At 67.4% G+C, this 21,598-nt stretch carries 21 protein-coding genes and 1 tRNA gene; 14 read left to right on the top strand and 8 right to left on the bottom strand.

Annotation, left to right across the window (positions count from 1 at the left end; genetic code table 11):
- Nucleotides 1-4 precede the first annotated feature (4 nt).
- The 5 genes from AB4Z47_RS03205 to AB4Z47_RS03185 all read left to right on the top strand — a co-directional run bounded on the left by AB4Z47_RS03205 (nt 5) and on the right by AB4Z47_RS03185 (nt 4,248).
- The gene (locus AB4Z47_RS03205; RefSeq protein ID WP_441947664.1) at nt 5-415 is read left to right on the top strand and encodes a YbjN domain-containing protein; all 411 of its coding nucleotides are present in this window, start codon (nt 5-7) and stop codon (nt 413-415) included.
- A 76-nt stretch (nt 416-491) separates the two neighbouring features.
- Entirely contained in the window at nt 492-1,454 is a 963-nt protein-coding gene (locus AB4Z47_RS03200) for an ABC transporter ATP-binding protein (RefSeq protein WP_441947663.1), read from the top strand.
- 1 nt (nt 1,455) lies between these two features.
- Nucleotides 1,456-2,235 (top strand): ABC transporter permease, encoded by a 780-nt coding sequence (locus AB4Z47_RS03195; protein WP_441947662.1) that lies wholly within the window; start codon nt 1,456-1,458, stop codon nt 2,233-2,235.
- Between the two features lie 207 nt (nt 2,236-2,442).
- Nucleotides 2,443-3,630, top strand: coding sequence for a sensor histidine kinase (locus AB4Z47_RS03190; RefSeq protein WP_441947661.1), 1,188 nt, complete (start codon nt 2,443-2,445; stop codon nt 3,628-3,630).
- Nucleotides 3,631-3,642: 12 nt separating this feature from the next.
- Nucleotides 3,643-4,248 carry a response regulator gene (locus AB4Z47_RS03185; RefSeq protein WP_441947660.1) on the top strand — a complete coding sequence of 202 codons (606 nt, stop codon included), beginning with the start codon at nt 3,643-3,645 and terminating at the stop codon, nt 4,246-4,248.
- Nucleotides 4,249-4,276: 28 nt separating this feature from the next.
- Here the strand turns inward: AB4Z47_RS03185 and AB4Z47_RS03180 are convergent, their stop codons facing one another.
- The gene (locus AB4Z47_RS03180) at nt 4,277-4,897 is read right to left on the bottom strand and encodes a TetR/AcrR family transcriptional regulator (RefSeq protein WP_441947659.1); all 621 of its coding nucleotides are present in this window, start codon (nt 4,895-4,897) and stop codon (nt 4,277-4,279) included.
- A gap of 102 nt (nt 4,898-4,999) precedes the next feature.
- On the opposite strand from AB4Z47_RS03180, the gene AB4Z47_RS03175 reads away from it, so the two are divergent.
- Nucleotides 5,000-5,971 carry a hypothetical protein gene (locus AB4Z47_RS03175; RefSeq protein ID WP_441947658.1) on the top strand — a complete coding sequence of 324 codons (972 nt, stop codon included), beginning with the start codon at nt 5,000-5,002 and terminating at the stop codon, nt 5,969-5,971.
- Between the two features lie 193 nt (nt 5,972-6,164).
- Here AB4Z47_RS03175 and AB4Z47_RS03170 read toward each other — a convergent pair whose 3' ends face one another.
- Together AB4Z47_RS03170 and AB4Z47_RS03165 are read right to left on the bottom strand one after the other, a co-directional pair.
- On the bottom strand, nt 6,165-6,599 hold the full coding sequence (locus tag AB4Z47_RS03170) for a Fur family transcriptional regulator (protein ID WP_441947657.1): 435 nt from the start codon (nt 6,597-6,599) through the stop codon (nt 6,165-6,167).
- Nucleotides 6,600-6,602: 3 nt separating this feature from the next.
- A complete protein-coding gene (locus AB4Z47_RS03165) occupies nt 6,603-6,953 on the bottom strand; it encodes an ArsR/SmtB family transcription factor (RefSeq protein WP_441947656.1) in 351 nt (116 codons plus the stop codon).
- 223 nt (nt 6,954-7,176) lie between these two features.
- Between AB4Z47_RS03165 and AB4Z47_RS03160 the strand changes: the two genes are divergently transcribed.
- Together AB4Z47_RS03160 and AB4Z47_RS03155 are read left to right on the top strand one after the other, a co-directional pair.
- Nucleotides 7,177-8,568, top strand: a complete 1,392-nt coding sequence (locus tag AB4Z47_RS03160) for a glycine--tRNA ligase (protein WP_441947655.1) — start codon at nt 7,177-7,179, stop codon at nt 8,566-8,568.
- A 248-nt stretch (nt 8,569-8,816) separates the two neighbouring features.
- On the top strand, nt 8,817-9,737 hold the full coding sequence (locus tag AB4Z47_RS03155) for an NADP-dependent oxidoreductase (protein WP_441947654.1): 921 nt from the start codon (nt 8,817-8,819) through the stop codon (nt 9,735-9,737).
- Between the two features lie 73 nt (nt 9,738-9,810).
- On the opposite strand, the gene AB4Z47_RS03150 is transcribed toward AB4Z47_RS03155, so the two are convergent.
- Nucleotides 9,811-10,419: a TenA family protein gene (locus AB4Z47_RS03150; protein WP_441947653.1), complete on the bottom strand. Its 609-nt coding sequence runs from the start codon at nt 10,417-10,419 to the stop codon at nt 9,811-9,813.
- A gap of 71 nt (nt 10,420-10,490) precedes the next feature.
- Here AB4Z47_RS03150 and AB4Z47_RS03145 point away from each other — a divergent pair, with 71 nt between their 5' ends.
- Complete coding sequence (locus tag AB4Z47_RS03145) at nt 10,491-11,750, top strand: phthiocerol/phthiodiolone dimycocerosyl transferase family protein (protein ID WP_441947652.1); 1,260 nt, start codon at nt 10,491-10,493, stop codon at nt 11,748-11,750.
- Nucleotides 11,751-11,761: 11 nt separating this feature from the next.
- Here the strand turns inward: AB4Z47_RS03145 and AB4Z47_RS03140 are convergent, their stop codons facing one another.
- Entirely contained in the window at nt 11,762-13,747 is a 1,986-nt protein-coding gene (locus tag AB4Z47_RS03140) for a TPM domain-containing protein (RefSeq protein ID WP_441947651.1), read from the bottom strand.
- A 30-nt stretch (nt 13,748-13,777) separates the two neighbouring features.
- On the opposite strand from AB4Z47_RS03140, the gene AB4Z47_RS03135 reads away from it, so the two are divergent.
- From AB4Z47_RS03135 to dnaG, 4 genes are all read left to right on the top strand, one after another.
- Nucleotides 13,778-14,455: an MBL fold metallo-hydrolase gene (locus AB4Z47_RS03135; protein WP_441947650.1), complete on the top strand. Its 678-nt coding sequence runs from the start codon at nt 13,778-13,780 to the stop codon at nt 14,453-14,455.
- 140 nt (nt 14,456-14,595) lie between these two features.
- Entirely contained in the window at nt 14,596-15,291 is a 696-nt protein-coding gene (locus AB4Z47_RS03130) for a YdcF family protein (RefSeq protein WP_441947649.1), read from the top strand.
- 6 nt (nt 15,292-15,297) lie between these two features.
- Nucleotides 15,298-16,557: a deoxyguanosinetriphosphate triphosphohydrolase gene (locus AB4Z47_RS03125; protein WP_441947648.1), complete on the top strand. Its 1,260-nt coding sequence runs from the start codon at nt 15,298-15,300 to the stop codon at nt 16,555-16,557.
- Nucleotides 16,558-16,630: 73 nt separating this feature from the next.
- Nucleotides 16,631-18,556, top strand: a complete 1,926-nt coding sequence (gene dnaG / locus AB4Z47_RS03120) for a DNA primase (RefSeq protein WP_441947647.1) — start codon at nt 16,631-16,633, stop codon at nt 18,554-18,556.
- Nucleotides 18,557-18,884: 328 nt separating this feature from the next.
- Here the strand turns inward: dnaG and AB4Z47_RS03115 are convergent, their stop codons facing one another.
- Nucleotides 18,885-19,130, bottom strand: a complete 246-nt coding sequence (locus AB4Z47_RS03115; RefSeq protein ID WP_441947646.1) for a hypothetical protein — start codon at nt 19,128-19,130, stop codon at nt 18,885-18,887.
- 199 nt (nt 19,131-19,329) lie between these two features.
- Here AB4Z47_RS03115 and AB4Z47_RS03110 point away from each other — a divergent pair.
- Nucleotides 19,330-19,402 (top strand) — tRNA-Asn (locus AB4Z47_RS03110).
- A gap of 79 nt (nt 19,403-19,481) precedes the next feature.
- Here AB4Z47_RS03110 and AB4Z47_RS03105 read toward each other — a convergent pair.
- Both AB4Z47_RS03105 and AB4Z47_RS03100 read right to left on the bottom strand, forming a co-directional pair.
- On the bottom strand, nt 19,482-20,582 hold the full coding sequence (locus AB4Z47_RS03105; protein WP_441947645.1) for a tyrosine-type recombinase/integrase: 1,101 nt from the start codon (nt 20,580-20,582) through the stop codon (nt 19,482-19,484).
- A gap of 339 nt (nt 20,583-20,921) precedes the next feature.
- Entirely contained in the window at nt 20,922-21,182 is a 261-nt protein-coding gene (locus tag AB4Z47_RS03100) for a helix-turn-helix domain-containing protein (RefSeq protein ID WP_441947755.1), read from the bottom strand.
- Nucleotides 21,183-21,598 lie beyond the last annotated feature (416 nt).

The following is a 21,598-nucleotide window of genomic DNA, read 5'->3' as shown; positions in this document are numbered from 1 at the left end:
GGACATGGACGCAGCGGTGACTCCGGACCGGGAGCTGCAGGCACGGGCCGGGGCCTGCCTGTCGCATTACGACATCGACGTGCGTGTCGACCCCGAAGGGTCGCTCGGATTCGAATACGAGGGCGCCCTGTGCTCGCTGCGCGCGGTGAATCTCGCGCCAGGTCTGGACGTGCTGACCCTCACCTGCGTGCTGGCCTGGGACCGGCCGCTCAAATCCCAGCTGCACAAGCGGGTGGCCGAGCGCAATAACGCATTGCAGTTCGGCTCGCTCACCGTGATCGGTCGCGGCAATCTCGCCGACGTCATCCTGCGGTACACCTTCCCTGCCGCCGGGCTGGACGACCAGGCGCTGACCACGATGCTGCTGCTCGTCCTGTCGAACGCGGGCCGGGCCAGGCACGGTCTGCTGCCCTGAGAGCATGACATCTGTCATGCCGAGGTCGTGACAGCTGTGCGAGGTATCGGGCGCGGATTCGAGCGACCGTTGAGTCATGACTTCAGCAACGACAACCGCCGCGGCGATAGGTTCGGCGCCGCACCGGGACGCGCCCGCTATCGAACTGCGCGACCTGCGTAAGAGTTTCCCGACGCCAGGGGGCGTGGTGCGGGCCGTAGACGGGCTCGACTTGGTCGTCGAGCCGGGCGAGATCGTCGCGTTCCTCGGCCCCAACGGCGCGGGCAAGTCCACCACCATCGACCTGCTGCTCGGCCTGGCGCGGCCCGACTCGGGCGCCGTTGCCGTCTTCGGCGGAACACCCGGTGCGGCGCTGGCGGCCGGCCGTGTTTCGGCCGTCCTGCAAGCGGGCGGGCTGCTGCCGGACCTCACCGTCGCCGAGACCGTCCGGCTGGTGGCGACGTTGCACGCGAGCCCGCGGCCGGTCGACGAGGTGCTCGACCGTGCCGGCATCGCCGAGATCGCCGACCGCATGGTGGGCAAGTGCTCCGGCGGACAGCGCCAGCGACTGCGGTTCGCACTGGCCTTGCTGCCGAACCCGGACCTCATCGTGCTCGACGAACCCACCACCGGCATGGATGTCGAAGGGCGCAGGGAATTCTGGCAGGCGATGCGAGAGGACTCGCGGCGTGGACGTACTGTCCTGTTCGCCACCCACTACCTGGACGAGGCCGATGCCTACGCCGACCGGATCGTGCTGGTTCGTGCGGGTCGGGTGGTCGCGGACGGTAGTGCCGCCGAGATCAAGAACCTGGCCGCGGGCCGCATCGTGAGCGCTACGTTGCCCGGCGCCGACCCGGCCCGGCTGCTCGCCATTCGCGGCGTCGACGACGTCGAGCTGCGCGGTGATCGAATTCTGGTGCACGCCAAAGACTCCGACGTCGTCGCGCGGTTCCTGCTGAGCGAGGCCGCCGCGGTCGATCTGGAGATCACCGCGCACAACTTGGAAACCGCCTTCCTCGCCCTGACCACGTCCCATCACACAGCAGGAGACCACTGACATGACTGTCCCGCAAACTCATTCGGCCAGGGCCCCGCTCGCGCTCGGCGGTTTCAACCTCGGGTTTCTGCGACTGGAACTGCGTCGCATGCTGCGTAACCGGCGCACCCTGATCTTCACACTGATCATGCCGCCACTGTTCTTCGTCATCTTCGGGCTGAAATCCGATTACAAGACACAGGTTTTCGGCTCCGGCAATGTCACCGGCTACGTCATGGTGTCGATGGCCGTGTACGGCGCGATGCTGGCAACCACCAGCGGGGGAGCGATGGTCGCCGTCGAGCGCGCGCAAGGCTGGAGCCGCCAGTTGCGGCTCACACCGCTGCGGCCGGTCGCCTACATCGCCACCAAGGTCGCCGTCGCGATGGTGCTCGGGCTCGTTTCGGTTGCGGCGGTGTTCGTCGTCGGCGGGCTGCTAGGCGCGCACCTCACGCCCTCCGCCTGGGTCGGGTGCTTCCTGCTCGCCTGGGTCGGCTCGCTCGTCTTCGCGGCATTCGGCCTGTTCGTAGGCTACCTGCTGCCCTCGGAGAACGTGATGCAGCTGCTCGGTCCGGTGCTGGCGGGGCTGTCGTTCGCGGGCGGGTTGTTCATGCCGCTGCACGGATGGTTCGAGACGGTGTCGAAAGTGTTCCCGACCAACGGCGTCGCAACACTGGCCAGGATGCCGTTCGGGGATACCGACGGCGGGTCGATCGCGCTGGCCGTCCTCAACATCGTCGTCTGGGCAGCGGTATTCGTGGTCGGCGCCGCCGCCCTGTTCCGCCGTGACACCGCGCGCTGAGCAGCGCGTGGCCCGGCCACGCGACCGGCCCTCCGTCCGGACGGCCGGTGTTGCCGCGCTGCGCCGGGTACACACCACGCGCCGCCGCGTCCGTGTACGTGCGGTGCGGGCCGAACGGGGTTCGGTAGCGTCGGTCCTCGTGACCGGGTATGACGCGCAGGGCCGATACCGTGCCGGGCCTTGTGCCGGGACGCGTGGGAGCAGCGGATGGGCGTGCGGACGGTAGTGGCGGCCGCGTGGGCGAAGAGGTACGCGCGCGCGGTGGACGGTCTGCTCGACCAGCGGTCGTTCGGTACCGACGGACGGGGCAGGGCGTGGTTCGGTGCCATCATGGCGGTGGTCTGGCTGGCCTATCTGATCGGCCCGATCCGCCAGAGCTGGATACACGGTGAACGCGCGATCGCAGTGACCGCCGCGGCCTGCGTGCTCGTGTTCGCCGCGCTGATCGTCACTGCCTTCGTCACGTTCCGCAAGTCGGCCGAGGACAGCCCGTTCGAGGACCTGCCAGTCGACCGCAGGGCATGGGCACTGCTGGCGCTGATGGTCGCGCTGTCGGTGGCGATGGTCGCGCTGCTCGGCGAAGTCGCCATGCCCACCGCCATCTATGTCGCAGTGGTTGCTGTGTTCAGTTTCCCGCTGCGCACGTCCGCCCTCGTCGTCGTCGCGGTGATGCTGAGCATGCTGCTGGTCCCGGTGGCGGTACGGGCGTGGCATCTGGACGGAGAGCCGTTCTATCTGGCGTTCGTCCCAGCCGCCGTGTGGGTGGCCAGGCAGTTGGGGTTGCGCGGGGACCGGTTCGCTGAGCTGGCCCGCCGTCAGCGCGCCGAGCTGGAGCTCATCGAGGAGCGCAATCGCGTCGCCCGCGACGTGCACGACATCCTCGGACACTCGTTGACCGTGATCACTGTGAAGACCGAACTCGCGCAACGACTCGTCGATGTCGACCTGACCAGGGCCAGAACCGAGCTCGCCGATATCGAACGCCTCGCGCGGGAGGCGCTGGCCGGAGTGCGCGAGACCGTGGGCGGCCTGCGGGGGGTCTCCTTGCGCGGCGAACTTGCCAATGCCAGAACCGCTCTCGCCGCCGCCGACATCGCCGCCGTGCTGCCCGATCCGGCGCTGCTGGCCGAAACGCCGTCCACCGAGCTGTTCGGGTGGGTGCTGCGCGAGGCGGTGACCAACGTGATCCGGCACAGCGCCGCCCGCCACTGCACGGTGACGGTGACCGCGACGACCATCGAGGTGGTCGACGACGGCCGCGGACTCCCCGCGGGCAGCGCGTCCGGCTCCGGGCTGGCCGGGCTGCGAGAACGCGTGCGTGCGGCGGGTGGAACGCTGACGCTGTCGGCACCGAAGGAAGGAGGCGTGCGTGTCCGCGCCACGGTCCCGGAATAGGAAGTGGGTGCGATGATCCGGGTTTTGCTGGCCGATGACCAGGCGCTGGTGCGCGGCGCGCTGGCCGCGCTGCTCGGCTTGGAGACCGACCTCGAGGTGGTCGGTGAGGTCGGCCGCGGCGATGAGGTGCTCGCCGTCGTCGCGCGGACGAACCCCGATGTGGTCCTGCTGGATGTGGAGATGCCCGGCATGGATGGCATCGCGGTGGCCCGACAGCTGCACGCCGCCCACCCGGACGTGCGGATCCTGATGGTCACCACCTTCGGTAGGCCGGGCTATCTGCGCCGCGCGATCGACGCGGGCGCAAGCGGTTTCGTTGTCAAGGACACTCCGGCCAGGGAACTTGCAGACGCGGTGCGCCGGATACATATGGGGTTGCGCGTGGTCGACCCGGCGCTTGCTGCCGAGACGTTGACCTCGGGCACATCACCGTTGACCGCGCGGGAGCGCGAGGTGCTTGCCGCGGCGGCCGACGGCGCGCCCGCGAGCACCATTGCCGAGCAGCTGCACCTGTCGGAAGGTACGGTGCGCAATCATCTTTCGTCGGCGATCGGCAAGACCGGAACGAGCACGCGGGCCGAGGCGGTGCGCGCCGCGGAGCGACTCGGCTGGCTGTGATCGTTGCGTCGTGGGAAATTCGTTCGTCTCAGCCGGCTTTCGGCCGTACGGCGGTTTCACCGAAGGGGAGTAACGTCCGCACGCCCCGCGCCAGCGTCTCCGGGTCGATGTCGCCGAGGACGAGGTGCTGGAGGATGAAGCCAGGCAACAGTCCGATGATCGCCTTGGCCACGGCATCGGTGTCGGCGTCATCGGGCAGCCAGCCCTGCGCACGCATGCGTTCGGCGTAGGTGACCCACAGGGCGCGCATCGCGAACATCGTCGTCCGGACCATCTCGCCCGCCTCGGGATGGACCAGGGCCAGCGCCCAGGCCTGCGGCGCCAGCCGCACTGGCCCGTCGGGACCGCTCTGGCGCACGATCTCTTCGGCGATCGTCGTGATCAGGTCTGCGGGTGTCGGCAGCGGGTCGTGGCGGATCGCTTCGTCCATCACTATGCGAAGGTGCACGGTTGTCTGGGAGGCCAGCGCGGTGATCAGCTCGTCCTTGCTCTTGAAATACCGGTAGACCGCACCGGCCGAAAGTCCCGATTCGGCGAACACGTCCTGCATCGAGGTCTCGAAAAACCCCTTGCGGGCAAAGCACAGCCGCGCGGCGTCCAGAATCTGCTGCTTTCGGCGTTCCAGGTGTTCTTCGCTGACTCGGGGCATGATCCCAAAGTAAAACGAATGTCCGTTCTTGACAACCTCGGCCCCGCATGCCACGGTAAAGCCATCGAAAGAGAACGATCATTCGATTTTGGGGAGAACGTCATGAACACCATGCAGCGGGCGCTCGCGCTCGGCCTCGGCGCCGCCCTGCTCCAAGCGCTGATGCTGATCGCGTTCGCCTGGCCCGCCGCCAATATCGCGCCGCGTGACCTGCCGCTGGCCGTCACCGGCCCGCCTGCCGGGATGGTCGCCGACCGGCTGGCCGAGCACAGTCCGGATGCCTTCGACATCTCCAGCGTTGCCGACGAGGCCGCCGCCCGCGCCGCGATCGCGGATCGGGAGGTCTACGGCGCGATCGTCACCGGCGACGGGCCGCCCCGCGTGCTGGTCGCCTCCGGTGCGAGTCCGGCTGTCGCACAGCAGCTCACCCAGGTCGGCCAGCAGCTCTCCGGTGCTCCGGCCGCCAGGGTGGAGGATGTGGTGGCTGCCGACTCGGACGATCCGCGGGGAACTGCGTTCGGCGCCATGGTGCTGCCGCTGGTGATGTCCGGCCTTGCGGCGGGCGTGCTGCTCGCGCTGCTGATCCCGGCGGTGGGCGGCAAGGTGATCGGGTTGGGGATCTTCGGCGTCGCGGGCGGGCTGCTGAGCATGGCGATCATCCAAGGCTGGATGTCGGTGGTGCCCGGTTCCTACCTCGTGCTCGCCTCGGTGGCCGGACTGGTCTCATTCGCGGTCGCGGGCGCGGTCGTCGGACTCGCCGCCGTGATCGGCCGCGCGGGAATCGGCATCGCCGCGCTCACGATGCTGCTGGTCGGCAACCCGTTCTCGGCGGCGACGTCGGCTCCGGAACTGTTGCCGCAGCCGTGGGGCGCCATCGGCCAGCTGCTGCCGCCGGGCGCGGCAGCCTCGTTGCTGCGCTCGGTCGCGTTCTTCGACGGAGCCGCCGCGACTGGTCCGCTCGCGGTGCTGCTGATCTGGGCCGCCGCCGCGCTCGTGCTGCTCGGGATTGCCGCGCTGCGCGGTCGTCCCGCGCCGGAGCCGGCTCCGGCGCGGGACGCGGTCCCCGTGGGTTGAGTTGGTTCGGTCATGATAGGGCCGTCCTCGGCCGAGGGCGGCCCTACCAGTGCGAGACGGTACGGAAGGTGACCGACACCCGTCGTCAGCGTGCGACCCGGCCCTTCCCGCGGCGTGGTCCGAAAAGAACAGCCGGAAACCGGAAACTCTTCGGCCCGGCTGTTCGTCGGGGTCGTTTGGCGCGGTGGGCCGATTACACCCCTCGGTGGCCCGCCGATACACAAGCCGTGCAGGTGCCGAACACCTCGAGAGTGTGGCTGATCTCGGTGAAGCCGTGTTCGCTCGCGATCGCCTCCGCCCACGTCTCGACCGTCGGACCCTCCACCTCGACGGTGCGGCCGCAGCGTCTGCAGACCAGGTGGTGATGGTGGCCATTCGAGCACTGGCGGTAGACGGATTCGCCGGAGTCGGTGCGCAGCACGTCCACCATGCCCGCGTCGGCCAGGGACTGCAGCGTCCGATAGACCGTGGTGAGGCCGATGCCTTCGCCACGTTTGCGTAACTCGTCGTGTAGCTCCTGGGCGGAGCGGAACTCGTCGATGTCACCGAGCAGCGCGGCGATGGCGCTGCGCTGCCTGGTGCTGCGGATACCGACCGGTTTCTGTGGAGCGGCCGTATTGTCTGGCACGAATCACCCTTCCTCGGCGTGCGCGACGGCGTCGACGACGATGTGCGCCAAGTGGTCGTCGACTAGTTCGTAGAGCACCTCACGACCCGACCGCTCACCGTGCACGACGCCCGCGGACTTGAGGATACGCAGATGCTGACTGACCAGGGGTTGGGTCACGCCGAGCGCGTCGACCAGCTCGTGCACGCACCGCGGCGACTCGCGCAACTGCAGCACGATGGCGATGCGCACGGGAGCGGCCAACGCCCGTAACAACTCACCCGCGTCCTCGAGCACGGTCCGCGCGGGAACCGGCGCGGGGGCGGGCGATCGGTAGGGATTGTGCGGCGGCGCAGCAGCGGTCTCGGCGGTCATGTCACCCAACTCCTTATTGGAAAGCATTACCATCTTGATATGCACAGGTGCGCATGTCAAACAGGCGTGTCGGTCGGCCTGTGTCAGGGGTTGGCTGTGCGGTGGAAACTCGGTTGGGCAGGGTCTATAGGCTAGAGCCGACCTGGTTGATGCGTGGCATTCGATTGAAGACAACGCATTCAATTGACCTGATCCGACTCGCAACTGGATGGAGAATTCTCGAGTGGCACCCAAGTCGAAGGTGGACACCGTTGCCAACCTCGCCAAACGCCGGGGTCTGGTGTACCCGAGCGGTGAGATCTACGGAGGCACCAAGTCGGCATGGGACTACGGTCCGCTGGGTGTCGAACTCAAGGAGAACATCAAGAAGCAGTGGTGGCGCGCGATGGTCACCAGCCGCGAGGACATCGTCGGCCTCGACTCGTCGGTGATCCTGCCGCGCCAGGTGTGGGTCGCCTCCGGTCACGTCGGCGTGTTCAACGACCCGCTGGTCGAATGCCTGAACTGCCACCACCGCTTCCGGCAGGACCACCTGCAGGAGGCGTACGCGCTGAAGAACAAGATCGACGATCCGGACACGGTCTCGATGGAGCTCGTCGCGTGCCCGAACTGCGGAACCGTCGGCCGCTGGACCGAGCCGCGGGACTTCAACATGATGCTCAAGACCTACCTGGGCCCGATCGAGTCCGAGGAGGGTCTGCACTACCTGCGCCCCGAGACCGCACAGGGCATCTTCGTCAACTTCGCGAATGTGATGACCACCGCGCGCAAGAAGCCACCGTTCGGTATCGCGCAGATCGGCAAGAGCTTCCGCAACGAGATCACCCCGGGCAACTTCATCTTCCGCACCCGCGAGTTCGAGCAGATGGAGATGGAGTACTTCGTCAAACCGGGCGAGGACGAGCAGTGGCACAAGTACTGGATCGACACGCGGTTCTCCTGGTACACCGACCTCGGCATCACCGCCGAGAACCTGCGGCTCTTCGAGCACCCGAAGGACAAGCTTTCGCACTACTCGGCGGGCACCACCGACATCGAGTACCGATTCGGCTTTCAGGGCAACGAGTGGGGTGAGCTGGAGGGTGTCGCCAACCGCACCGACTTCGATCTGAAGACGCACGCCGAGCACTCCGGCACCGAGCTGAGCTTCTTCGACCAGATCACCAACGAGCGGTACGTCCCTTACGTCATCGAGCCGGCGGCCGGTCTGACCCGCTCGCTGATGGCATTCCTGGTTGACGCGTACGCCGAGGACCAGGCACCCAACGCCAAGGGCGGCGTGGACACCCGCACGGTGCTGCGGCTGGATCGACGCCTCGCCCCGGTGAAGGCGGCGGTGCTTCCGCTTTCGCGCAACGCGGATCTGACGCCGAAAGCGAAAGACCTTGCCGCGCAGCTGCGCAAGAACTGGAACGTCGAGTTCGACGACGCGGGCGCCATCGGCCGCCGCTACCGCCGCCAAGACGAGATCGGCACGCCGTTCTGTATCACCGTCGACTTCGAGACGCTGGAGGACCAGGCGGTGACCATCCGCGAGCGGGACTCGATGACTCAGGAGCGCATCGCGCTGGACAAGGTCGAGGGCTACCTGGCCCAGCACCTGATCGGCGCCTGACTCACTCCGACGACGCCCCGTGGCCGAACCGGTCACGGGGCGTTTCTCGATCAGGAGCCGTTTGTTGCAGGGACTGTTCTCGCGTGTCGACGGTCGTGGTCGGAATGAGCACCGCGAGGTTTCACGGCACCGCGACGTGATCGGTCGGGGTGGCGCGATCCCCCGGTTTCGGTCGGCGGAAATATCCGGTCGGACCAGACCGTTGACGCTTCGAAAGACCGCAGATCAGCGAGGGTGAGGAGCTACGCATGACGAGAGCAGTGCAGTTCGACCGCTACGGCGGGATCGACGAATTGAAGGTTCGCGAGGTGCCCACTCCGAAAGCAGGGCCTGGGCAGGTGGTCGTCGAGGTCGTCGCGGCAAGCGTCAATCCCGGTGAGGCGATGATCCGAACCGGTGCGCTGCACGAACGCTGGCCTGCGACGTTCCCGTCCGGGGAGGGCACCGATTTCTCGGGCCGGATCGTAGCGGTCGGTGCCGGTGTCGGCGGTGTTCGGGCCGGTGACGAGGTGCTCGGATTCACCGATAATCGCGCCAGCCACGCCACCCATGTGGTGGTGCCCGCCGATCAGGTGACGCCCAAGCCTGCGAATCTGGACTGGGACGTCGCCGGAGCGTTGTTCGTAGCCGGCACAACGGCTTTCGCTGCTGTGCGTGCTGTGGCGGCTGGGGAGGGCGACACGGTCGCGGTCTCCGGTGCGGCCGGGGGAGTAGGTTCGATCACGGTGCAGTTGTTGCGCGCCAGGGGCGCCGAAGTCATCGGCATCGCAAGCGAGGCCAATCACGAGTGGCTGCGCTCGACCGGTGCGACCCCGATCGCATACGGCGACAATCTGATCGATGCACTGCGCGCCGCAGCCCCAGATGGACTGGACGCATTCATCGACACCTACGGCGCCGACTACGTGGACATCGCTATCGAACTCGGTGTCCCGGTGGATCGCATCGACACCATCATCAACTTCGTCGCTGTTGAGAAGTACGGCGTAAAAGGCGAGGGCAACGCGGATGCGGCCACTATCGACGTCCTCGCCGAACTGGCCGATCAGGCCGCCGCGGGCGACATCGAGGTTCCGATCGCGGCGGTCTATCCGCTGGAAAAGGTGCAGGACGCGTATCGCGAACTCGAGCAGCGCCACACCCGCGGCAAAATCGTGCTGCACCCCTGAAATGCTTGGTCGCCAACACGATGGACGCGAGATCCGGGCGCGAGCTGTGCCCTGATCCGTCCGTGCAGGCGAGTCAGCGGGGCACGTCCCAGAACGCGAGTTCGTGGCGCATGCCTTCCCTGAATAGTTCTTCCGCGCGTGCCGGGTCGGTGCCCGCCTCGTCGATCATCTGCGCGCAACGCCGGGCAAGCTCGGCGAAGCCGGGATCGGCGTAGGTGTCGACCCAGCGGCGATAGCGCGGCTCGCCGGGCGGGTTCCGCGCGAGCAGTACTCCGAGCGTGGAGTACCCCCACATGCACGGATAGAGGGCGGCAAGGCCCTCGCTGTACGAGGCAGCCGACTCGAGCAGGAACGCCGTATACGCGGAGCACGGCGCGCCTTTGGTCGCGCCGTCGAGGTCGGCGCCGAACTCGACGGCGAGCGACCGGTGCAGCGACAACTCCTCGTGGTAGGTGGCGTGCGCGAGGTCGACCAGGTCGCCGAGATGGGCCGCGGGCGCCTGCCAGGCGAGGCGGGCGAACACCCGGACGTAGTCGAGCAGGAACAGATAGTCCTGCTCCAGCCAGGAGCGGAAGATCGGCTCGGGTAGCGTGCCTTCGGCGATCCCGGCCACCGTGGGATGGGTGAGCTGTTCCTCGACCAGGGGTCGGCCGATGTCCTCCAGACGTGCCGCGAGACTCATACCGGCAGTCTTCCGCATCCGCCCGGGCGGCCTGGTTTGCACCCGTGCCGGAGTTGCCGCACGCTTGCGAAGTGTTGCGGGATGAGGATGATGTGCTGCGGACGTTGGCGCCGTCGGAGCAGCGGTTCGTACGGCACGGCACCTACACGGGGCGGTCGGTGTCGGTGCAAGGACCACTCGACGCGGCCGCGCTGCGGGAGGCGTTCGACAGTGTGCGGCGCGCGTATCCGGTGGTGGCCTGCCGAATCATGGAAGATGTTGCGGGACAGGGATATCTGCTCGCTCCAGACGAGCAGGCGTGGACCCCGGCGTCGGTGCGCCACGGTGACGTGGAAACCATCGATCCACCCGCGGTGGATCCCGCCGCGCAGTTGGCCTACCTGGATGTCGTCGGCGCGGGCGCGGACCGCTGGCGTGTCACTCTGTTCACGCACCACAGCATCGCCGACGCGGGGCACTGCGTCGGACTGTTGTCCCGGCTCTGGGACTACTACACCGACATCATCGATCGTGCGCCCATAACCGTTGTGCCACAGTCCTATCCGAAGCCGCTGGAGTGGTACGTCGAAGCGCATGGCGTCGCCAGGTCCGTTGTGTCCGGATTCGAAGACGTGACCAAGCCGCTTCCCCCGGAGGCCGAGGTCGTGCCCGCCGCCGGCGAGGAACCCGCGCCCAGCACGCTCGCGCGTCCGCGGCGCTCGCGTCTTGATCCGGACGCCACTACGCGCATCGTCGGGCTGGGACGCAAGTCGGGAGTGACGGTCAACGGGCTCGTCACCGCCGCATTGTTGCGGGCATACGCGAGCGAAACCGTCGGCGGTGCATTGCCGTTGGGCTGTCTGTATCCGGTAGACCTGCGCTCGCGGTTCGATCCGCCCGTCGCCGCGGCGGCGGGGACGAACATGGCCGGGATGGCCTCGTTCGTGGCCGAGGTCGATCCTGCGGGGAGTCTCGTCGAACTGGCGCAGCGCATTTCGGGCCGGCTGGCCGACGATCTGTCCTCGGGCGTTGTGCACCAGTCTGTTCTGCACTTTCCGGATTTCTACGGTGCGACCAGAACCTACTCGCTGGCCGGGCACATCGCGGTGACCAACACCGGCGTCGTTCCCACCTTCCGCACACCGGCCGCGATCGAACTGACCGACTACGAGATCGTCTACCTCTCCGCCCACCCCCGACCGTCGGCGGGCGCCTCCGCCGCGGTTACCTTCCTGGTCTACACATTCGCCCGTGAGCTGACCGTCGGCCTGCTCGGCGGGGGCGTGCACGCCGACCGTCTTCTCGCCGCGGCCCGTGCGGAGTTGACCGCGCTGTCGGCGGTTGGTGTCTGATGTCGCAGTAATCAGAACCTTCCGCCGCGGCCGATCCGACGGGAACCGGTCGAGCCGCCGTAGGAGCCCGCACTCCAGCCGCCGGACCCGGAGCGCCGCGCACCGCTCGCCGCGCCGCGCAGCAGCCCTTCGATCAGGATGCCGCCGAGCACCGCCCCGGCCTGGGCGCCGCCGGATGGTGCCTGGCTGCTCTCCCAGGCGTGCACGCTCGCCTGCGCCGCCCGCATCGCGCGCCCGCCCAGGGTTGCCGCCGCCTGCGCGTGCTCGAGCGCCTGCGCCGGGTCACCCGCGCGCAGCCGCTGTGCCTCGTCGAGGTTGCGTTGCGCCTCCGACAGCCGGGTGCGAGCCTCGGCGTCCACGCCGCCGCGCCGGGTGGTGACGTAGTCCGAGGCCGCGCCGACCCGGGCACCGGCGTCGGTCAGTGCTCGCTCGAGCCTGCGCCGAAGGTCCTCGGCGGCCAGTTTGCGATCGGTGGCCGCGGCGAGGGCACGGTCCAGGTCGCTGTCGGCGATGACCGCGTCGTGGAAGGCGTCCAGCGGATCGGAGTCCGCGGCGACGGTCGACTTTTCCAGGGTGGATCGCGCAGCGGCGACGGCGGTGGCCAGTGCAGGCCCGCCGAAGGTGGAAAGCTCGGTGGCGGAGGCGATGTCGCGGCGCAGCTCGTCCAGCACGCCGGGCAATCCGTCGCGGGCCTGCTGGATTGTGGTCGCCGCGTTGTCGACGGAGTCGAGCAGGGTGCGGGCCTGGCCGATGGCGGCCTCAGCGGACCGGATCGCCGCCACCGCGCCACCCTGCTCGCCCACCGGCTGGGTGAGTGCGGACCGTCCCACGTCGATATTGCGCTCCGCGAACGCGATTCGTTCCCGCGCCATGGCGACGTTGTCCTGAATCGGTGCAAGAGCACTGGCCGGATGAGCGGCGGTGAGCCGGGTCAGCTCCGCCTCCGAGGCAGGGATGCGGCCGGTGAGATCGACAAGGTCCCTGGTGAGGGCGTTCAACCGGTCCGAGCCGTTGATCAGCAGATTACGCATGGCGTCGAATTCGGTGACCTGCGCGTCGAGTTCGCGATCGGCGCGACCCACGGTGCCGATCAGGTCGATCAGCAGCGTGCGCTGCTCCTCCCGCGTCTCCGGAAGGTCGTCGTCGAGCCGCTGCCGGATCGAAAAAGCTTCGGCAGCCGCGGCTTTCGCGTGGTCGAGCGCGGTGGTGAACGGAGTGGTCGCGGTGACGCCGAATTCGCCGGTAGCCAGCTCGAGTTCCTCGCCGCTGGTGCGGACCGCGTTGTCGATCTCCACCAGCACCTCACTCGACCGCGCATGCAGGGCCTCCAGTGGCAGCGCCGCCAGCGCCGCCGTGTTCTCCGGGTCCAGTTCTCGCGCGGCCGCCAGGTCGGCCTTTGCCCGGTCGCGGCGCCGCTTGCGCGAGTAGAGCACCACACCGCCGACCACGAGGACGATGGGCAGGCCGATGATCAGTATGGCGCCGATGTTCACTCCGCCGCCGCGCATGGCCGAGTCCAGACCGTCGGCTGTCGCGACTCCGGCGTCGGCCCAGCGCCCGTCGCGCAGGGCGGGCTCGACCTCGCGGGTCAGGATGCGGTCGAGTTCGGAATCGCTGACCCCGCTGGGCAACCGTCCCTCGACCCAGTAGCCGCGGTCCTCGGTGGCGACCGCGAGCAGCAGGTCACGCGCGCCGAACCCGGACATCGAGGCGGTGCGCCGGGCCCAGGTTTCCGGGGTGAGCCCGTCGAAGTTGTGCACATATACCACCCACAGCCGCACCTGCTGGTCGGCATAGAGCTGATCCACCGACGAGCGCACCCGGTCGAGCCGGCCCGGGTCGAGTGCCTCGGTCGAGTCCTCGACGTAGGTCCCCATTCGCAGGGGCGGTTCGGCCGCGACCGTCGCAGCGCCGATCAAGGCGTTGCCGGCCAGCAGGATGCCGATCGCCAGCCGGGCGGTCCAGCGGGTAAGGCCATTGGGCAGCGGCAATGACATGGCAAGAATCTAACTGGTTAACATCGTTCCGTGATCACCATCGATCGCCCGTACACCGGCCACGTATCCCCGAACTCCAATCCGCAGCAGCGCGACGTCCCCGGCGCGCGGATCGTCAAGATGTCCGTCGGCGGCATGGACAACAACTGCTACCTGGTGCAGTGCGCGAATACCGGGGCCGCCGTGCTCATCGACGCCGCGAATGAGGCGGAGCGCATCGCGGCCCTTATCGAGCAGGAAACGTCGGGGCGTATCCAGCTGATCGTCACCACCCACCAGCACCGCGACCACTGGTTGGCGCTGCGGGCGATCACCGCCGCCACCGCCGCCCCGACCGCCGCCCACGTGCTGGACGCCGAGCCGTTGCCCGTCCGCCCCGACCGCCTCCTCGCCGACGGCGACACCATCACCATCGGCGAGCTGGTCTTCGAGGTCATCCACCTGCGCGGCCACACCCCGGGCTCGGTCGCCCTCGCCCTCACCGACGGCGCCGGTCGCACCCACTTGTTCACCGGCGACTCCCTGTTTCCCGGTGGTGTAGGCCGCACCACCGCATCCGACGACTTCACCTCGCTGCTCGCAGATGTGACGACAAAACTCTTCGACCGGTACCCCGACGACACGGTCGTCTACCCAGGCCACGGCGACGACACAACCCTCGGCACCGAGCGCCCGAACCTCGGCGACTGGCGCGCCCGCGGCTGGTAATCCCCGAGCTGTACCCCGTCGCGCGTTCAGTGCCTCTTCGCACGATTGATTGGTTCCTCGCAGAGGTGCTATCAGCCGAGGACCGCGCGCCGGGCGCCCGAACTCGCCGGGAGTGGCACGCCTACTGGCAGACTTGGGGAGTGAACTCGCCAACGACGCGCAACAGAGCTGGTTCGGCTCGCGACCTCGCCCGGCCGCTCGGCTTCGGCGCGGGGTTGCTGCGCTGGGCACGGCGACTGGTCGTCGGTTCGGTGGTGATGGGCGCGGTGCTGGTCGGCGGGACCGCGTTCCGCGTGTGGCAGGTCGCGCGGATCGACGACTACACGAAGGCCGACGCGATCGTCGTGCTCGGCGCCGCACAGTATTCCGGCACCCCGTCGACCGTATTCGAGGCGCGACTCGATCAGGCGTACAAGCTGTTCCGGGCCGGTGTCGCGCCGCGGGTGATCACCGTCGGCGGCAAGCAGGAGGGCGACCTGTTCACCGAGGCCGCTTCCGGGAAGAACTACTTGCAGTCGCGCGGAGTGCCCAGCGACAAGATCCTCGCCGTCGAAACCGGTTCGGACACCGTGCGTAGTGTCGAGGCGGTCGCGACCGCGATGCGTGCGCGCGACATGACCTCCGCGGTGTTGGTCAGCGATCCTTGGCATTCGCTGCGCACCCGCACCATGGCGCGCGACGAAGGCCTCGCCGCGTGGACCGCGCCGACCAGAACCGGTCCCGCCGTCTACACCCGGGAATCACAGGCGCACGGAATCGCCAGGGAGACCGGCGCTTTACTGTGGTACCAGCTCACCCATTTCTCGGCGGACTTCACATATACGGCGGGACAGTGAGATCCGATGGGCGACAGCTACACCGAATACGACAGGGAACGCATCGTCGTCGAAGGCGCCAAGACTGCGGGCCTCGGGCCGCCGCGCAGTGAGTTCGAAACCGGCCACCGCACCGAGTTCGCCCGTGACCGCGCCCGTGTGCTGCACTCGGCCGCGCTGCGCAGGCTGGCCGACAAGACCCAGGTCATGGGTCCGCGCGAGGGGGACACCCCGCGCACCCGGCTCACCCATTCCATCGAGGTCGCCCAGATCGGCCGCAGCATCGCCGACGGCCTCGGCTGCGACCCAGACCTGGTCGACCTGGCCGGCCTTGCCCACGACATCGGCCACCCACCCTACGGCCACAATGGCGAGACAGCGCTGGACACCTTCGCCGATGCGTACGGCGGATTCGAGGGCAACGCGCAGAACCTGCGCATCCTCACCCGCCTCGAACCCAAGGTGCTCGCGGCCGACGGTACCAGCGCCGGCCTCAACCTCACCCGTGCCTCACTGGACGCCGCCCTCAAATATCCTTGGGGCAGAACAGGTTCCGGCACCAAGTTCGGGGCGTACGAGGTCGACTCCGAGCGTCTGGAGTGGATACGCAAGGGTGCGCCCGATCGGCGACCCAGCCTGGAGTGCCAGATCATGGACTGGTCCGATGACGTCGCCTACTCGGTACACGACGTCGAGGACGGTGTGCTCGCCGGGCGTATCGATCTACGCGCCCTCGCCGACCCTGCCGAGCAGGACGCGCTGGCGACCCTCGGCCAATTTCAGCACTCGCTGTCGGCCGACGAACTGACCGCCGCCGCGCAACGACTGTCGGAGTTGCCCGTGGTCGCGGCGGCCTCCGGGTACGACGGCACATTCTCCGCTTCGGTCGCGTTGAAGCGCCTGACCAGCGAGCTCGTCGGCCGTTTCGCCACCGCCGCGATCATGGCGACCAGGGAGGTCGCGGGGCAAGGGCAGCTCTCCCGCTATGACGCCGAGTTGGAGATACCGCGCATCGTCGCCGCCGAGGTGGCCCTGCTGAAGACCGTCGCACTGCGCTACGTCATGTCTGATCCGGCGCACAAGCTGCGGCAGGCCGCCCAGCGGGAACGCATCCTCGCGGTGGCCGAGCGGCTGCTGGCCACCGCCCCGCACAGCCTCGACCCGCTCCTGCTGCCCGTCTGGGACGCTGCTACCGACGACACCGCCCATGTACGCGTCATCGTCGACCAGATCGCCTCCTACACCGAGAGCCGTCTGGAGCGCGTCGCCGCCCAGTTGAACGTATAGCGCGTCAACTCTTCCGACCCGGCCTGACCAGCCTCCGGGCGGGTCGCCGCCGCCTTCGCCTAGACTCACTGCCGTGGCCGGACGACTCCCTGATCGCGATATCGCGACGATACGCGAACGCGTCCGGATCGAAGATGTGGTGGGGGAGTACGTAGCGCTGAAACGCGCGGGTGCGGACTCCATGAAGGGTTTGTGCCCGTTCCACGACGAGAAATCGCCCTCGTTCCACGTGCGACCCAACCACGGCCTATTTCACTGCTTCGGCTGCGGTGAGGGCGGCGACGTGTTCGCCTTCCTGCAGAAGATCGAGCACGTCGGCTTCGTCGAGGCGGTCGAGCAGCTCGCCGACCGGGTCGGCTACCAGATCAACTACGAGGGTGGCGGGACCTCGGTGCAGCGCGACCGGGGCACCCGCTCCCGCCTGGTCGCGGCGAACGCGGCCGCGCACGAGTTCTACCTGTCCCAATTGCGCGAGCCGGAAGCCGAGGCGGCGCGCAAATATCTCACCGACCGCAATTTCGACGCGGCCGCGGCTCAGCAATTCGGCTGCGGCTACGCCCCCGCCGGGTGGGACACGCTGACCAAGCATCTGCTGCGCAAGGGTTTCGATTTCAAGGAGCTGGAGGCCGCCGGACTGTCGCGGCAGGGCCAGCGCGGCCCGATCGACCGCTTCCACCGGCGTCTACTCTGGCCGATCCGCAATCTCGGCGGCGACGTCATCGGATTCGGCGCACGCAAGCTCTTCGATGACGACACCATGCCCGGCAAGTACATCAACACCCCGGAAACGTTGCTGTACAAGAAGTCTCAGGTGCTCTTCGGGCTCGATCACGCCAAGCGGGAGATCGCCAAGGGACATCAGGCCGTCGTGGTGGAGGGCTACACCGACGTGATGGCGATGCACTCGGCCGGCGTGAAAACCGCTGTCGCCTCGTGCGGCACCGCCTTCGGTGACGAACACCTCGCGCTGCTGCGCCGCCTGATGATGGACGACAACTTCTGGCGCGGCGAGATCATCTACACCTTCGACGGTGACGCGGCAGGTCAGGCCGCGGCGCTGAAAGCTTTCGGGGGCGACCAGAAGCTGGCGGGCCAGACCTACATCGCGATCGCGCCGGACGGGCAGGACCCGTGCGAGCTGCGCCAGCACTCCGGCGACGGCGCCGTGCGCGACCTGGTGGCGCGCCGAACCCCGTTGTACGAGTTCGTGGTTCGCGGTCTGCTTGCCGACCATGACCTGGATACCGCCGAAGGGCAGGTGGAGGCACTGCGCCGCGCAGTGCCCGTGGTCGCGCAGATCAAGGACAACGCTCTGCGCAAGGCGTACGCCACCAAGCTGGCAGGCTGGGTCGGCTGGGACGATATCCAGACCGTCGTGCGCCGAGTCGGCGAGGAGGCCAAGCGGAATCGCAACGGCGGCGGGCACACCGGAGTGGGCCGCGCGACCGCGCCGCCGCGACGCGAGGTGGTCGCCGAACATCCTGCGGCACGGCCGAATCCGAACGACCCCACGCTGCTGCCGCAACGACAGGTGCTGGCCGCCGCGCTACAGTACCCGGCGATGGCCGGGGCGGGTTTCGACGCGCTCGAGCCGGAGGCCTTCACCCACCCCGCCTACACGGTCGTCCGCACGCTGATCGCCCGGGCAGGGGGCACGGCGGCCGGGCTGGGTGGCGCCGAATGGGTCAACGCCGTCGCGGACCGCACCGACGACCTCACGGTGCGGGCCATGCTGTCCGAGTTGGCCAACGAGCCACTGCCGGTGAAGTCCGAGGCGGATATCCCGCGCTTCGTCGCCGGTGTGCTGGCGCGCACCCAGGAGGCGTGGGTCGGCAGGCAGATCGCCGAGCTGAAGTCCAAGCTGCAGCGGGTGTCCTCGACCGAACAGCCGGAGGCGTACTTCGCTCTATTCGGCGATCTGGTCGCCCTGGAGCAGTACCGCAAGAGCTTGCTCACCCAGGCGATGGGCAGCCACGGCGATTTCGCGACCGGGGCGTAACGGTCGCAAAATCCGTCTTGCGATCGATCCCCGCGGCGTTTCTCGGCGCATCGGCGTGGTTCCTCGCACAAGGTTCGTTCAGTTGTGCGGTTTCGTGCCGTAGCTCGGTGCACACTGGGCCCGTCGTAGCCGTTCAGTGGGATGAGCAGGGCTTTGTGCTCCGCCCACGCCGCCGGATATGGCGCACTCGGTCGGGTCTGGGCTAACCACGATTCAGACCGGTCCCTGGTCCTCGCCAGTCTGTGCCCGGACTGCCAATGGGCCGAGTGAGGCTGTTCGGTTCGACGACGCCCGCAGCGACCCGCTCGATCGACCCCGTGACAATCCTTCAGCGGCGCAGTTGGTCGTGTGGAACCATGACGGTGGTCCGCTCGTCGAGCGGCTCCATCGGCTCCAGGCGCGGCTGTGTGCTGAGCTTGTCCGCCAATTTCTGCCTACCGACGAGCACGAGCTTGCGGGTCACCGGGCTCTCGGTCAGTGCGCGAGTAGCCGCACTGATCTGTTCGTAGCGAGCCCGACCGGCCTTGCTGCCGAGTACGTAACCGGCCGCCACGCCGATGATCAACCGCAGCATCTCGATGTGCTCCTCCCGTTGCCTGTTCGCGGCTACCATCCTGCCCGACGCCCCGCACGCCTGTCGATCCGGATGCCCGCTACGAAACACCCCCGCGATCCGGGACAAGTCAGCAGCTAGAGACGCGATTTGGGCCCTCGCCCAGCGATACGCTAAAGTTTCTCCTCGGCCCGCCCGGTACCGAGCGAGCCGAGGATAGTCCCCTATAGCTCAATTGGCAGAGCAGCCGACTGTTAATCGGCAGGTTTCTGGTTCGAGTCCAGATGGGGGAGCTTTGACCAGGGCAAACGCTACAGTTTGACCCTGGTTTTTCCTTTTGATGCCCGTAAGCGTCACGGAAACGTCACGCTTTCAGCTTACAAACTTGTCCAGCGTGGTCGTGAAATCGGGGGCCTGGGTCGGCTGGTCGATGTAGTGCCGCTTGGTGGTAGCAGTGTTCGCATGGCCGAGTTGCTGAGCTGCGGCACGAGGGCCGTGCTCCTGCGCCAGCATCGATGCGACCGTCTTGCGGAACGTCTTCGGGGTCACCCACGCGAACTTCTCGCCGCGTGCCTGACGCCAGAGTCTGTTGAAGTTGTGGGGGTCCCAAATCCCGCCGTCGCGGTTCGGGAACACCAGATCCAACTTGTTGTCGACTGCTTGGGCTTTGACGCGCTCTAGCGTGTCGACGACGAATTGCGGCAGGATCACTGTCCGGAATCCGGAATCTGTCTTCGTCCACTCCTGACGGATCAGCCCCTTACCTTTGATACGAATAATGGTGCCGGAGAAGGTAAGTCGCGGTGGAGTCGACTCCAGATCCACATCGGACCAGCGCAACGCCAACGCCTCTCCAGGGCGGGGTCCGGTGCCCAACTCGACGTCGGCGACGTCCAAGACGCGAACGTTGCGCTTGGGACCGCTCTTGTATCCAGGGGTGCCGTCGATGTTCTCGCCCGCCAGCCACGATCTGAGCTGTTCTCGGAGCTCGGTCAGCGTCTCGAGATCGGCCGCCCGCGGCTTCTGGCGCTTGCGGGGCAGGTCGGCCACCTCGCGGACCGGGTTCTGGTCGATGGCGTCGTGGCGGACGGCCATGCTCATCATTTCCGAGAGGATGACCCGCTGCCGCCGCGCCTTCTCCCGATGGCCGTTCAGCATGATGCGCTTCAGGTGCGCATCGATACGTGAGGTGGTTGCCTCCCACAGCCGGAGTCCGCCCAGTGCAGATTTGATCTTGATGGTGTCCTTGCTGGCTCGAATATCGGTGGAGACCTCGATTTCCGATCGGTACAGATCCAGCGACTGTTCCGTCACGCCTTCCTGTAGCGACTTCTCGGCCAGCCAGAGATCGGCCAGTTCAGACAGCTTCGTGTCCCGTGTGATCAGCTCGCCGCGCCCGCCGTCACGGTTCTTCAAAGCTTCGCGGAGGTTGCCTTCAGCCTTGCCCTTGGTAGGGCCGTAGTTGTTCACCATTCGGGTGATTCCGTCAGGGTCGCGAAAGCGTGTGACGGCGCGCCAGCTGCCGTTCGGCTGCTTCTTGGTGGTGATTCGGCCATAGGTACCGATCGGAAGAGATTGTCTGGGCAACGTTTGTCCTTTCCTGCGGGAGAGCGGTGGTTGGGCAGCCGCTGACCTCAAGGCGAACGACCCCTTTGTGTATGCGAGAAGTTTGCGAAGCATGCGAGAGTGCCGAGTCGCGATCGGACCTGCCTGGTTTTGATGGTCGAGCCAGAAACAAACTGCTAGATCTCAGCAATGCGGACAAGAGCCGATTGATTGCTGAAAGTTGTCTACGAAGGTTGTCTGTGCTCGCTAGTTCCGGTGGTGACTGCGGTCTTCCTTCGTTGGCGGCCGACACCGAGAGTCTCGTGCCCGATCGGTCGGCTCATCGGGATCTGGCCGTCCACTCTTGTCGAGTTGGTCCTGCTCCCACGCGAGTAGATCGCTCAACCGATACCGTCGGTATCGTCCTATCCGTGCGTATCTGGGACCCCGCCCGGCAGAAGCCCAGACTGCGAGTGTCTTCACGGGAATCTTGAGGCGTGCGGCTAGTTCCGCTGTGCTGAGCCACACGTCATCGAATTTCAACGGAGCCCCTCGAGGAAGCTGAGTCTCTGTCTCGTGCAGGGCAGACCGACTGCAGTCGGTGCGGCGATAGCGGCTCGCAGGAGTCGCGAGTCAGCTTGTCTCGGACGAGGAATGGTGGCGCAGGCGTCGGGGCGAGAAACATGCGCCCGAGGCTGCGGTGATGACTGGGATTCCGCCACAACGGAGTTCCCTCCTTCTCAGGTGCCTGCCGCGCACGTGTCTGCGGCAGCGTGTGCTGAAAAATGCCCTGAGAAGCTAATCTCTTTCGTACCATGCTTATTCGGGTCCAGCAAGATCAGACACTCGTGGGAAGCCTGAGGAACCCCGCTTTCACGGAGAGCTCCAATCTGTGGTCCGATAGGACCGGTAGGAGTTGATCAGTGGCAGCAGCGAAGAACTCG

The sequence above is a fragment of the Nocardia sp. 2TAF39 genome, assembly GCF_052114905.1.
In the GTDB taxonomy this organism is placed as follows: Bacteria; Actinomycetota; Actinomycetes; order Mycobacteriales; family Mycobacteriaceae; genus Nocardia.
Note: the sequence above shows the minus strand (reverse complement) of the source record. Positions and strands in the feature narration are given on the sequence as shown.

What these genes read in the sequence shown, in the direction of transcription:
- AB4Z47_RS03205 (WP_441947664.1), top strand. Translation starts at nt 5, where the DNA reads ATGGACGCAGCGGTGACTCCGGACCGGGAGCTGCAGGCACGGGCCGGG.
- AB4Z47_RS03200 (WP_441947663.1), top strand. Translation starts at nt 492, where the DNA reads ATGACTTCAGCAACGACAACCGCCGCGGCGATAGGTTCGGCGCCGCAC.
- AB4Z47_RS03195 (WP_441947662.1), top strand. Translation starts at nt 1,456, where the DNA reads ATGACTGTCCCGCAAACTCATTCGGCCAGGGCCCCGCTCGCGCTCGGC.
- AB4Z47_RS03190 (WP_441947661.1), top strand. Translation starts at nt 2,443, where the DNA reads ATGGGCGTGCGGACGGTAGTGGCGGCCGCGTGGGCGAAGAGGTACGCG.
- AB4Z47_RS03185 (WP_441947660.1), top strand. Translation starts at nt 3,643, where the DNA reads ATGATCCGGGTTTTGCTGGCCGATGACCAGGCGCTGGTGCGCGGCGCG.
- AB4Z47_RS03180 (WP_441947659.1), bottom strand. Translation starts at nt 4,897, where the DNA reads ATGCCCCGAGTCAGCGAAGAACACCTGGAACGCCGAAAGCAGCAGATT.
- AB4Z47_RS03175 (WP_441947658.1), top strand. Translation starts at nt 5,000, where the DNA reads ATGAACACCATGCAGCGGGCGCTCGCGCTCGGCCTCGGCGCCGCCCTG.
- AB4Z47_RS03165 (WP_441947656.1), bottom strand. Translation starts at nt 6,953, where the DNA reads ATGACCGCCGAGACCGCTGCTGCGCCGCCGCACAATCCCTACCGATCG.
- AB4Z47_RS03155 (WP_441947654.1), top strand. Translation starts at nt 8,817, where the DNA reads ATGACGAGAGCAGTGCAGTTCGACCGCTACGGCGGGATCGACGAATTG.
- AB4Z47_RS03150 (WP_441947653.1), bottom strand. Translation starts at nt 10,419, where the DNA reads ATGAGTCTCGCGGCACGTCTGGAGGACATCGGCCGACCCCTGGTCGAG.
- AB4Z47_RS03140 (WP_441947651.1), bottom strand. Translation starts at nt 13,747, where the DNA reads ATGTCATTGCCGCTGCCCAATGGCCTTACCCGCTGGACCGCCCGGCTG.
- AB4Z47_RS03125 (WP_441947648.1), top strand. Translation starts at nt 15,298, where the DNA reads ATGGGCGACAGCTACACCGAATACGACAGGGAACGCATCGTCGTCGAA.
- AB4Z47_RS03115 (WP_441947646.1), bottom strand. Translation starts at nt 19,130, where the DNA reads ATGCTGCGGTTGATCATCGGCGTGGCGGCCGGTTACGTACTCGGCAGC.
- AB4Z47_RS03105 (WP_441947645.1), bottom strand. Translation starts at nt 20,582, where the DNA reads ATGGTGAACAACTACGGCCCTACCAAGGGCAAGGCTGAAGGCAACCTC.